General features: G+C 58.9%; 11 protein-coding genes. 2 read left to right on the top strand and 9 right to left on the bottom strand.

Annotated elements, in window-relative coordinates; translation table 11 throughout:
* Positions 1-23 precede the first annotated feature (23 nt).
* The 5 genes from AC1RZR_RS30735 to AC1RZR_RS30715 form a co-directional block, all read right to left on the bottom strand.
* Positions 24-947: an ABC transporter permease gene (locus AC1RZR_RS30735; RefSeq protein ID WP_481829156.1), complete on the bottom strand. Its 924-nt coding sequence runs from the start codon at positions 945-947 to the stop codon at positions 24-26.
* An 82-nt stretch (positions 948-1,029) separates the two neighbouring features.
* Positions 1,030-2,565 carry a sugar ABC transporter ATP-binding protein gene (locus tag AC1RZR_RS30730; protein WP_481826965.1) on the bottom strand — a complete coding sequence of 512 codons (1,536 nt, stop codon included), beginning with the start codon at positions 2,563-2,565 and terminating at the stop codon, positions 1,030-1,032.
* A 98-nt stretch (positions 2,566-2,663) separates the two neighbouring features.
* On the bottom strand, positions 2,664-3,695 hold the full coding sequence (locus tag AC1RZR_RS30725; RefSeq protein ID WP_481826964.1) for a substrate-binding domain-containing protein: 1,032 nt from the start codon (positions 3,693-3,695) through the stop codon (positions 2,664-2,666).
* Between the two features lie 381 nt (positions 3,696-4,076).
* Complete coding sequence (locus AC1RZR_RS30720) at positions 4,077-4,964, bottom strand: ATP-dependent DNA ligase (RefSeq protein ID WP_481826963.1); 888 nt, start codon at positions 4,962-4,964, stop codon at positions 4,077-4,079.
* A gap of 300 nt (positions 4,965-5,264) precedes the next feature.
* On the bottom strand, positions 5,265-6,407 hold the full coding sequence (locus tag AC1RZR_RS30715) for a helix-turn-helix domain-containing protein (protein ID WP_481826962.1): 1,143 nt from the start codon (positions 6,405-6,407) through the stop codon (positions 5,265-5,267).
* Positions 6,408-6,712: 305 nt separating this feature from the next.
* Between AC1RZR_RS30715 and AC1RZR_RS30710 the strand changes: the two genes are divergently transcribed.
* On the top strand, positions 6,713-7,015 hold the full coding sequence (locus AC1RZR_RS30710) for a hypothetical protein (RefSeq protein WP_477279440.1): 303 nt from the start codon (positions 6,713-6,715) through the stop codon (positions 7,013-7,015).
* A gap of 116 nt (positions 7,016-7,131) precedes the next feature.
* Positions 7,132-7,362, top strand: coding sequence for a hypothetical protein (locus AC1RZR_RS30705; protein WP_477279442.1), 231 nt, complete (start codon positions 7,132-7,134; stop codon positions 7,360-7,362).
* Between the two features lie 95 nt (positions 7,363-7,457).
* Here the strand turns inward: AC1RZR_RS30705 and AC1RZR_RS30700 are convergent, their stop codons facing one another.
* Genes AC1RZR_RS30700 through AC1RZR_RS30685 form a run of 4 tightly spaced genes read right to left on the bottom strand, consistent with a single transcriptional unit; the run spans position 7,458 to position 11,875 of the window.
* Positions 7,458-7,796: a slr1659 superfamily regulator gene (locus AC1RZR_RS30700; RefSeq protein WP_379092880.1), complete on the bottom strand. Its 339-nt coding sequence runs from the start codon at positions 7,794-7,796 to the stop codon at positions 7,458-7,460.
* Positions 7,797-7,814: 18 nt separating this feature from the next.
* On the bottom strand, positions 7,815-8,375 hold the full coding sequence (locus AC1RZR_RS30695) for a slr1658 superfamily regulator (protein ID WP_477279445.1): 561 nt from the start codon (positions 8,373-8,375) through the stop codon (positions 7,815-7,817).
* 3 nt (positions 8,376-8,378) lie between these two features.
* Positions 8,379-10,745 carry a SpoIIE family protein phosphatase gene (locus AC1RZR_RS30690; protein ID WP_477279447.1) on the bottom strand — a complete coding sequence of 789 codons (2,367 nt, stop codon included), beginning with the start codon at positions 10,743-10,745 and terminating at the stop codon, positions 8,379-8,381.
* Positions 10,742-11,875, bottom strand: coding sequence for a methyltransferase domain-containing protein (locus tag AC1RZR_RS30685; RefSeq protein ID WP_481826961.1), 1,134 nt, complete (start codon positions 11,873-11,875; stop codon positions 10,742-10,744). The genes AC1RZR_RS30690 and AC1RZR_RS30685 overlap by 4 nt, the downstream gene beginning before the upstream one ends.
* Between the last annotated feature and the right edge of the window lie 38 nt (positions 11,876-11,913).

Below are 11,913 nucleotides of genomic sequence, written 5' to 3'. Positions count from 1 at the left end.
GGTCTTGCTCGGTGCCTTGGAGTTCAGGACTTCTTGCGGTGCAGGAAGTGATCGATCGATACGGCTGCGAGCAGGATGCATCCCTTGATCATATCCTGCCAATAGACGGAGATATCGAGCAGGATGAGCGAGCTCGTCACCACCGAGAGCAGTGCCATGCCGAGGATCGCCCCGAAGATGGTGCCCGAGCCGCCATTGAGCGAGGCGCCGCCGATGACGGCCGCGGCGATGATGTTGAGTTCCATGCCGGCGCCGAAGGTCGGTGTTGCCGCGCCAAAGCGCGCCATGTAGATGACGCCAGCCAGCCCGGCGAGGGTTGAGCACAGCACCGTGACCCAGAATTTTACCTGCTTGGTCCTGATGCCGGAAAACTGCGCGGCCTTCTCGTTGGAGCCGGTGTAGAACACCTTTCGGAAAGCCGTGGCGCGGCGCAGCAGGAAGTCGAAGATCGCCACCACGACGACGAAGATCAGAATGACATAAGGGATGTTGTTGAAACTGCCCTGGCCGATGGCCTTGAAAGCCGGCGGCAGGGTGAACAACGACAGCGGCGTGCCTTTGGTGACCACCAGGCACATGCCGCGCACGATGACCATGGCCGCAAGCGACGTGATGAAGTGATTGAGCCCTATCACCGTGACGAAGAAGCCCATCGCCGCGCCGATCAGCGCGCTGACGCCGATGCCGATCAGGCTTGCCGTCCACGGGTCGAGCCCGGCGAGGAACAGCGCACCGGAGACCACCATGGAGAAACACACGACCGAGCCGACCGAAAGGTCGATGCCGCCGACGATGAGCAGGATGGTCATGCCGACGACGACGATACCCTCGATGGAAAAACTCATCAGCATGGCGCGGAAATTGCCCCATGTCAGGAAGTGCGGCGAGGCAAAGCTCATGGCAATGCACAGCGCCAGGATGATGACGATCAGCCCGGCCTCGCGCATCGATGCGAGCTGAGCAAAATTGATACGCCGCACGTCGCCGGCGGCCCCGATCTCGGCATTCACGAGCACTTCTCCTGATTCCCTAGATGACATTCTCGGCCTGCCTTTGGTTTGAACTGTCCTGGACGCCCGAGGCGAGCATGATGATGGCCTCCTCGCCGAGCTCGCTGGCAGCGAGTTCTCCGGCGATCCTGCCTTCGCGCACCACCATGACGCGGTCGCAGAGGCCGATCAGTTCCGGCAATTCCGACGAGATGACGACGACGCCGACGCCGCTGCCGGCAAGCTGGCGCAGCAAGCGGTGGATCTCGACCTTGGCGCCGACATCGATGCCACGCGTTGGCTCATCCATGATGATGACCTTGGGATCGATGGACAGCTGCTTGGCGATGGCGACCTTCTGCTGGTTGCCGCCGCTCAGCGTCGAGACGGCAGCCTCGATGCCAGCCATGCGCACGCCAAGCCTGCCGGTCAGTTCTCGCGCCTGACGATCCTCGGCCTTGCGGTCGAGCAGGCCGAGCGGTCCGGTCACCCTGCCGAGGTCGAGCGCGGAGATGTTTGCTGCAATCGGCAAATCGAGGAAGACACCGGAGCCTTTGCGGTCCTCCGAGAGGTAGAGCAGCCCAGCCTTGACCGCATCGCCGTAGCCGCGCAGCCGCAACTGCTTTCCGTCAAGCGCGACGGTTCCTGACGTCATTGGCCTCAGGCCGCAGATCGTTTGCGCGATCTCGCTGCGGCCGGCGCCGATCAGGCCGCCTATGCCGAGAATTTCACCGGCGCGAAGCTGCAGATCGACATCGGCGAAACGGCGGTCGTCGGAAAGTCCCTCGACCGACAGGATCAGGTGTCCCGGCTCTTTCGGTGCCAGCTTGTCGGGGTAGAGTTGGGTGATTTCGCGGCCCACCATCTTGCGCACGATGTCGTCCGGCGAGACGGCGGCGATCGGGTCGGTCGCCACGTAGCGGCCGTCGCGGAAGACCGTAACGCGATCGCACAGCGAGAAGATTTCGGCCATGCGGTGGCTGATATAGACAACCGAAATGCCGCGCTCCCTGAGCCCGCGCACGATCGAGAACAGGCGCTTCGCCTCGCCTTCGGTCAGCGCCGCGGTCGGCTCATCGAGCATGAGCACCTTGCAGTCGAGCGTCAGCGCCTTGGCGATCTCGACGAGCTGCTGATTGGAAATGGAGAGGTCTGCGACCCTGGTGCGCACTGGAATTGGCGCGAGCAGGTTCATGACCTTCTGGGCATCAGCGTAGAGCTTCTGGAAATTCATCAACGGCGCACGCCGGCTGTTTATCGCGGCCATGTAGATGTTTTCGGCGACGGTCGCGTCCTGACAGAGCGCGATCTCCTGATGGACAAGCGCAACGCCGAGACGTTGGGCGGTCGCGGGTGAGTGGATCGAGACTGCCTGGCCGTCGATCAGGATGTCGCCCTCGTCGGGCTGCAGCACGCCCGCGATCATGTTCATCAGCGTCGACTTGCCGGCGCCGTTCTCGCCACACAGCGCATGGATTTCGCCGCGCCTCAGCTCGAACTGTACGTCGCTCAACGCCTTGACCGGGCCAAACGCCTTGGAGAGGCCGCGGATTTCAAGAATGGGCGCTTGGATCACGCCATGCTCCTGCGATGGGCGCTTGCGGGGAGGAAGGAGGCCGAAGCCTCCTTCCGGTTTGGTGCGACCTGCGGAGGTCGCGAAGACAGGATCGAGATTTATTCCTCGATGCCCTTGGTGCCGCGACGCTTGAGATACTTGTCCCAGTAGAAGTCGTCGGCATTGTCCTTGGAGACGATGGAGAACCCATTGTCGACGAAGGGGACGCTCATCGGGTTGAAGCCCGAACGCTTGGCATCGTTCATCGGGTCGATCAGGTCGGGATGCTTGGCCATCCACAACAGCATGAAGCCCATATAGCCCTGCATGCCCTGGTTGGGATTGACCGATCCGAAGATCTCGCCGGCCTTGATCATGTCGAGGATCTTGGCGTTGACGTCGGCGAGCATCACTCGGATCTTGCCGCCGCCTTCCTTGGCAGCCTGGGCAGCACCGATGGCCGAATTGGCCTCCGGCATGAAAACGGCGCCGAGGTCGGGATGCGCCTGGGCCAGGCTCAGAACGGCCTGATACGCCTTGGTCGGATCCTGGTTCGAGGCGGCGCGGCCGACGAGTTTCATGTCGGGCCATTTGGCTTCCATGCGCGCGACGAAAGCGTTGACGCGCTTGTCGTGGTTGTCCTGGCCGGGGTTCTCAAGCACGGCATATTCGCCCTTGCCATCCATCGCCTTGGCAACGGCGTCGGCGGCATAGGTGCCCTCGGCATTGTTGTCGGAGGTGATGTAGGAGACACGCTTGGAATTGGGCGAGTCGGCGGCGAAGGTCACCACTGCGGTGCCTTGTTCGATGGCGCGGTTGATAGGCTCGATGAACGGATCGGAGTTCATCGGATGCACCAGTATGCCGGCCGGCTTCTGCGCCAGCGCCTGGTCGAAGGTAGCGATCTGCTTGTTGACGTCGTATTCGGGCGTACCGGTATAGGCGGTCTCGCAACCGAACTGCTGGCCGGCCTGCTTGAACATTTCATAGACCGGGAACCAGTATTCGACGCCCGAGACCATGACGTTCATGACATATTTTTCACCCGGCTCGCACTTAAACGGGTTGGGGGTTTCGGCAAGCGCCTGAGCCGAACCCAAACAGGTCGACGCAGCCGCCGCGATTGCGAGCGTGCTCAGAAATTTGCGCAAGTTTCCTCCCTTGGCCGAAGCCATCCTCAATGACGTCGCGGGCGCCCACGGCGCGTCGCTATGTGGTTTGATTGACGTCGGACTTCCTCCCGAAAGCCGACGATCCAGAGATTACAGGCTCCTCGCCGACAGTCAATAAAATTCATATAGTGAAATATATTTCATGAAATTGACGTGAGAGATAACGGGGTCTGTGTCTGCCTCTCCGGCACAGGCGACGGCGCTCCGAGCTCCACCTGGGAACCTGAGAGCTTGCCGGTTTCCGCAATTGTGATTGGTTGCTGAAATCAAACGGGAAGCGGCGAGATCGCTATTTGACGCCAAGGCGGGTGTCAGCGCTTACCAGTCTCGTGGCGGGCACTACTGCGGCCCGCCGCGCGATTAGTCTTCCCGCACATCGTTCAGCGTCGCATGGCGAAGGGGGCCTTCGCCCTTGAGATAGCGGACGCGGCCAACAAGCCCCGGCTCCACCCATTGCGCCCCAGGTTTCTTGACGCCCTTCGGCGGCGGGCCGGCCATCTTTTCGACCCGCTGCCACAGCCGGTCACGAATTGACGGGTTCAAGTCGATGACAGCGCTGCCGACATACCGTCTTTCGCCGTCAAGCGTGGCCATCAGGGCCATTGGAGCCGTACCAGGCTCGCAAACGACGCCCAGCAAATCGAAATCGGCTTCCTCGAAATATTTGGCCTTCAGCCATGTTGTTGACGGTCCGCTCCTGTAGCGGCTGTCGGCGCGCTTCGAGATAATGCCCTCAAGTCCCATCTTCTCGATGGCGCGGAAGATCGCTAGCGCATCGCCCTCGAAATGCTCGCTGTACTGGATCTTGCCGACGCCAGGCTCAATCAGCTGCCACAGCGCCTGCTTGCGCTGCAGCAGGGGCAAAGGGGCAAGATTGCGACCGTCGAGATGGAGGATGTCGAACGCGACGAACACCAGCCGGCTCGGCTCGTTCCAGATCGCGGCTTCCAACGCAGGAAAATCGGCAGCGCCCCGGTCGTCGGTTACAATGACCTCGCCGTCGAGGATGGCAGCTCTGCATGGCAGTTCGACTGCCAGCGCGATGGGCCAGTATTTTGTCGTCCAGTCATGGCCGTTCTTGCCGTAAAGACGCACGCCGCCTTGATCGATGATGATCTGCGTCCGGTAGCCGTCGAACTTGACCTCGTGAACCCATCCCGCATCTTCGGGCGGTTGCTCCACCAGAGTCGGGATCTGCGGCGGAATGAACTCCAGCCGGCCGCCGCTGACCTTGGCACGCTTACTCAAGACGAACACCTTTGACCGCGTAGCGGGAGGCGTGATCGGCACAGGCAGCTCGACGCCGCGCTATTTGGACGCCTGCCGCCTGTGCCGAGCCCCCGCCAGACCATCGTGAACATCTACGCACGAGGCCGGAATGTCGTTACCTTCGCATCCAGATACTTCTCCTGGCGTACATTTCTTGCTGTCGGCGCGGCGCTCTCGTGTCCCCAACTGGCCTAAGCCATTTCAGGTTGCCGCTGGCCCATGCAGTCCCGACGCGCGAGTGGCGGCACTGCCCGACTCAACGACCCGCCGATCCCGTACTCAGCTTCCCAGCGCTTTGAGCCAACCTTCAAAGGAAGGGGCCTTCGCGTGTTCAGCAGGCGAAACGGAGTGGGCGGGGCGCGGAAACACCACCGTGCTGCGGCCTTCGCGGGGGCTGTAACCAAATTCCTTGCTGAATGCTCGGCTAAAGTTGGCCGCTGAACTGAACCCGAAAGCCTCAGCAATTTCAACAATTCGCCGGCTGTCCCCCGGATCGCTAAGCGCAATATGGGCTGCCAGGAGTTGGCGACTCTGTATGTAGTGGAGAACACCACCGCTTGGTTCGAACAGCTGATAGAGACGAGAGCGCGAGACGCCAAGCGCCCGGCACATTGAATCCGGTGTCAGACGAGCCGCATCCAGATTGTGGTGCACGTATCGACGTGCTCGCTCCATCAGTGCGACACTCGCCAATTGTTCTGCTGCGGCAGCATGTTCCGCCGGAGGCCCGAGGCAGGCGATGATCATGCTGCGTGTTGCGTGTACGATGCGGGGCAGATCGTCGGCGGTCAGGCTGCCCAGTCTTGCTTCTATGCTATTGACGTAGCCGACCATCAGGTTGGCAAAGTTGCCGGACAGAATTGAATTGTTCTTTGCGTCGAGGGTTGCCGTCGCATCAGCGAACAAATCACGCGGCAAATAGAGAAGGATACTTTCAGATTCCGTTGCCCTCCCGCGAAACGGGTAGCCAAGCGATCTGATCTCCAACTTGCCCGGCTGGCTTTCTGCAACACGGCGATCGACCTCCGTCCATGACTGGCCAGTATGTGGCAAGACGATATTCCAATGGTCGATCGAACTGGACCGAAGCTTCGCGGCAGAACGCACATAACTATGTGCCGCTGCGCGCTGTTGAGCGATCAGCATGCCACCGAGGTTCCAAACCGTGTGGTCGGCGGGAAAGCCATCGTCTGGCGATTTGTCATCTGGCAACTTGACCTCGACAAGCGGGGCCATATGCGCCTGCCAGGCGGCGAATTGATCCTCTGGTGGCAGTTCGAGCGTTGAAAAGGACAAAGGTTCGAGCGCCGGCACGAGCGGCGGAGCAGCCTCATTGTGAGGTTGACCGTCGCGCGGCCAACGACGTCGATCACCGTCGGGCGACTGCCTCGCAGGGGCCTTGTGTTGCCTTTTAGCGTCCATCGCGTGGTGCCATATCCGATTCCGGTATGCCCATGCCCCTCGCAATCATGTGGTGTATCTCAGGCATCTGGCAAGGCTTCGAGACTGTTATCTACTGCCCAATTGAATCAAGCCGTTCGGTGAACAGGCAGCCGCAACCCTTGTTGACGGCAATGGAACTGGAGTCGACAGATCTGGCGATCACGCTGAATTACAGCAAGAAATGCATTCCACGATAAGTTTCTGGATGCGAAGATAACGACACTCTTCAGCTTGGTGCTTATAGAATCTCGCATTGTGAAAGCGTAGTTGAGGAGACCTCCGAAATGAACGCAAAGCTCAACAGCGAATCTCGTCGCAAGATAATTCTTGATGGATACGTTAACAACGAACCATTGAAGGATATTGCGGCCAAGATAGGTTGCTCACTGGCGAGTTTAAAGGTCAGCGCCAGTAAACTCGGCTGCACTCGAACCCCGAAGGAAGCGGCCGAGTTTCGGCGCGGCTTTCGCATCCCGGAACATAAACGGCAAGATTACTACCAATTGATGATCGCTGGACAGTATAAAGCTCGCGAGTGTGCGCAAATTTTGGGACTATTAGCAGTGCAATCATCAGGAACAGAGTAAGCGGACTACAATAGACCCAGCGCGATATTATCACTTAGCATTCCATGGCCTCGGTAGTTCCTCAGTAAAAAGCCCGCCGCAAAGCACGGGCGGCGGGCCCTGAAAGGTTCGCGCAGATGCTGCGTCGGCGCTTCAATCGCACCTGCCTCAGTCCTCACGATCTGGATATCTGCGAACGCGTGTTCGATCAGGTCTGCGCGGATGAACAGCTCGACCCTTTGGACCCGGACACCGAAATTTTGGCGGTGATGGTTGTGGCCATGTTTCGAAATGCTCACACCAGCGAATGCGAACTGTTGGAGGCGGTCAGGTCTCGTCGGCAAAAGCTCGCGGGAACCGCGCACTGACGCGCTTGTCTCATCCCGGTCTTGCAATCATGCCGGCGTTGTCTGAGCCATGCCCTGACTTCGGCGACCTGCTTTGTTGCCTTCGCAGCCAACTGTCAGGTCAAAAAAAGCTCCACGGCGGGATGCAATTTCTTGAGATTTGGCAGCGATTTCGACTGCCACGGTATTTCGGAAGTTCCGCGCACAATGAGTTGGACATTGGAATGCTTGCGGGCTTCTATTGTGAATTTCGCCAGGAGGTTGATGCCGGACGAGTTGAGAAACTCAAGGTCTGTTAAATTGAGCGTGACGGAAGCAGGTGTCGATGAAAGAACGTCGATCATCAAAGATAAAATGGGTGCATAGGCTTCGACGCTGGCCAATCGCATGACGCCATCGAAATAAATATCGCTCTCCTCAGTCCACACGCGATAGTGTTCTGTTGCTATTTCCATGTTGAGACTTCATTTCACTTAGCTATGAGTTTGCGGGACCGGAATTGAAGCATATGTTTCCAGCCAAATACGATCACTTTCGTCGGTCGGGCTGAAGGTCCAGGCCAGACGTGCACCATAATCGCTCATCAACGTTAGCAACCCAAGACCGGAGCGGGTCGTCTCAGGGTCTGCCGCATTCGCTTCGATCCACCGGATCAAGAGCTCGCCCGGATCGCCTACGGTGATCTCCGAAAGGAGATTCTGAAACTCCACGGCTGTCTCGCCGTCGACGACGTTCGAAACCTTGACCTTGAAATTCCCCGAATCAATCGACGATTCGATCATGATCTCGCCCGGCACACGAAACTTGACAGCGTTTTCAATGAGTTCGTTAACCAAATAACCGATGCAGTGTCGTACTTCCCTGTAATCGTTGCGAGAAGACTGAAATCGCAACGCGAAAAGGTCGGCGATGAAGTCCGAGGTGGTAGCACAATGATGCCAACTCAGGTCGAGTGGACCATCGAACAAACGCACCCGACTGATACTCTCTCTCATGCCGATTGCAAGGTCGGCTGGTCCGAAAAGCGTAGCCATTTCCTACCGATGCCTCATGACGATAAGGGTGATATCGTCATGGATCTTCTGGGTTCCAATATGGACCATGAGATCTTCGACAATTCCGGCTTTCAGCTTCTCGGCGCAACCGCCGTAATGTTGGCGCACGCTTTCGCAAAGGCGATCAAGACCGAACAGCCTTCCTTCCAGGTCTTCCGCCTCGGTGACGCCGTCGGTGTGGAGCACGATCACGTCGCCGCTGCTGAACGGAATGTCGTGCGTCTCGATAAACGGCAAGATGTCGAGTTCGAGGCCGACCGGTAAGCCCAGATCGAGCGTATCGATGCGCTCGACTTGCCCGTCCGCGCGAATGACGAGGACCTCCTCATGCTGGCCTGACAAAGTCACATGTTCATCTTCATAGTCAAGGAAGGCCAGCGAGAGATGCTTGTCAGTGTTCGTCCGTTCTATGTTCTTGTAAATCGCACGGTTTAGCCGATCCAGGAACTGGCGTGGATTGTCCTCACCGGTCTCTTGCAGCGCGCGCGCAACGGATTGGACCATCAACATCAGGACGCCGCTCTCAAGGCCGTGGCCGGTCACGTCACCGATCCCGATTTTGACACGGGGCCCGTCTTGCAGGACATCGTAGTAGTCGCCGCCGACCTCGTCGGCCGGCCGCATATAGGCTGCGATCTCAAGGCCAGGGATTGCTTCGAGCTCGCGAGCCCTCGGCAAAACCATCAACTGGATCTGGCGCGCAACCGCGAGTTCGGCGCCGAGGCGAACGTTCTCGCTTTGAAGTTTGTCATTGAGTGCGGAGATCTCCTGGCTCGCGTCTTCAAGCTCCCTGGTGCGTTCGTCGACGAGTTGCTCAAGGTTTTCGGTGTGAAAGCTGATTTGTTCGGCCATCCCGTTGAACGCGGCACCCGCCTCTCCAACTTCATCGCGCGTCGGAATGTTCACCCGGACCGAATAGTCTTTCGCCTGAAGGCGCCTTGCGGCGCCGGCAAGCGCACTGAGGCCGGCGGTGATCCGCTTTGAAATCCGGAAGACGACAGCCAAGACGATCAGGAGCGAAACGATGATCGCGCCTATCTGGTACAGCAGGATACGGTTGGTTGCGCGAGAAATGCTCTCCTGGGCCGCGAACAGTGACGCATAGATCTCTCGTTCCGGAACAACGATTCCGACCGACATTGCTTCGCGTTCTATCGGTCCCGAACTCCACAGATTCGTCGGATGCAGTGTCTTGAGAACAACAATGTAAGGAACGCTCTCGCCGTGTTGGTCGATGGCGATATGCTGAATGACGCCGTCATTGTCCTGTCCGAGAGGCAACGAGGCGATTGCCCGTTGCGTACTTTTCCGCAGGGATCGTTCGAGACCGGTGACGCCTTGGGCAACCTTGTCGTTCGATGAAATCAGGCCAATAATCGTCTCGCCGGCCGGTTTGATCGCCACCACGTTGCCGTTCGACATCGTCAGGAAGCCGAAGCCGGTTTGCGCTATCTTCACGCTCTCGACGATCTCGGCGAGTTGATCAAGGGTAATGTCGGCTCCCGCAATACCGGCGATGTCGGTCCGATCCCGCGTCCACAGCGGGTGGAAGAAGCTGACGATAAGCTTGCCGGTGATCGCATCGGTGTAGGGCGCAGTCTGCGTGATATCGTCGGCAATCGGACGCGAAGCCGGATCCCTGGTCCATTGCCGCCAGGACGCGTAGATCCCGGGAAAGAAAAACTCCCAGAAGTCTGCCTTGTTGTGGCCGGGATAGAGCCGATCGAAGGTCTGGGCCTGATCACTATAGGGTGCCGTCCTGAAGATTGGTCGCTCCTTTGGGCCGATATAGTACATCTGCAGCTTGGAGGACCCGCTGGCCAGGAGGCTCGGCGCAACGAGATCCAGTACAGCGCTGTTGTCAATTTCCCGCTCGACGGCGGGAAGAGGACGGTGGTCAGCGCCGAGCAGGTAGCCCCACACGCTCACAACGGACGGCCCACCACGAAGGTTCTGCGCCCATCCGCCTTTGGCGTCGTAAATCGTCGTCACGGAGCCAGGCGCCTCATGCGCCAAGGTCTCTCCGACTTGCTTCTGTCTCGTTGGATCGTCGATCTGGGCCTGCAGGACGCCGGCCAGCACCTTGACGTCTGCATGCACGCGGTCCAGCAGAAGGTCCACCCGTGACGCTGTCGAATCGGCATAAGAGCGGATGTATTCCTGGTTCGCGTTTGTCAGACCTTCGCCGACCTCTGACGTGGCATCCCGCGACAACCTTTGAACGTTCCAAAGTGCCAGGCCGCCGCTTACCAGGAGGTCAAACAGAACTGCGCCACCCACGACCAGCATGAATTTCGCCCGAAAGGAGCGTAGGCCGAAGCGTGGTGTCCGCTCATCACCGGTGTTCATGGTTGCTTTCGTCCAGATGCGACCCAGATCGGCCAACCCGCATAGCCCTTCGGATGGAGTGCCGCGAAAACATGATCCCTGAAGCCCTGACGGAACCGCCTGATGAACTCTGGAGTGTCGCCGCGTTTGACCGCCATCTGTCCCGCGTAGACGTTCTCCCAAGCCGCAATGACATCCGCGAAGTCCTGCGGGTCGCCGTCGAGGTTGGTAACAGTGAAAGACTCTACACGTACGTCTGCGAATCCCGCTTCCGTCAGATACCGTCGGCTCTTGGGTCCAAGCTCGACGTCCATATCGAAATACTTGAACAGTTTTGCGACCTCGTTGTAGGTCCACTGAATACTTTCACCGCGCGGCTCCCCGAGGCAGTGCGAGTTCTTCTCGTTGGTGATGTAGACGCGCCCACCCGGTTTGCATATCCGATAAAGTTCCTTGAGAATGAGCTCCGGCCGATTGAAGATCTGGAGCGAGTGTCGGCACGTGACGAGGTCGAACTGATCGTCCTCGAGCAGCATTTCTGACGCATCGCCATAGATGTATTCAATCCCTCGGATATCGAAATCCGCGGCCACGCTTCGCGCATAGGCGAGACTTGATCTGGAGTGGTCCAGGGCGACGATCCGCGACGGCTGGAACTCCTTTTGCACGAGTGCGGCGAAATCGCCGATTCCGCAACAGATGTCGGCCATCGTGATGCCGGGCTGCATACCGTGCCGCGGCAAGATCGCGCGTTCGTGGCGCCAAGTTATCCTCGTCTGCGTGCGGAGGATCGGAATGAATTCGCCTTCTTCTAGGAAGCTCTGACCCGGATAGAACTCGCTGTCATATTCCTCGACCCTAATGTTCGGTCCAATTCCGCACAAGCGACCGAACTTGCGAGTTGTCCATCCGACGACACTTGACGTGATGATCACGAATTTGAGGTCAGGTCGAGCGCGACAGGAGTTGATGATCACCCGCGCGAAGGCGTGGAACGCAGTGTTGTTCATTTGCGTGAGGCGCCTGATGTTTATGTAGAGAACGCCGCGTACTCGGCCGATGGACTCCTTCAGCAGGGCGATGCTGGGCGCAAGCTCGTCGATCGCCTGAGGCCGAACCACCCCCGAGATGGAGAACTCCTGATTGTTCATGTCGTATTGCGCTTTGAAGCGCGGGAACAAGCCGTACG

It is taken from the genome of Mesorhizobium bavaricum (assembly GCF_056781655.1).
Note: the sequence above shows the minus strand (reverse complement) of the source record. Positions and strands in the feature narration are given on the sequence as shown.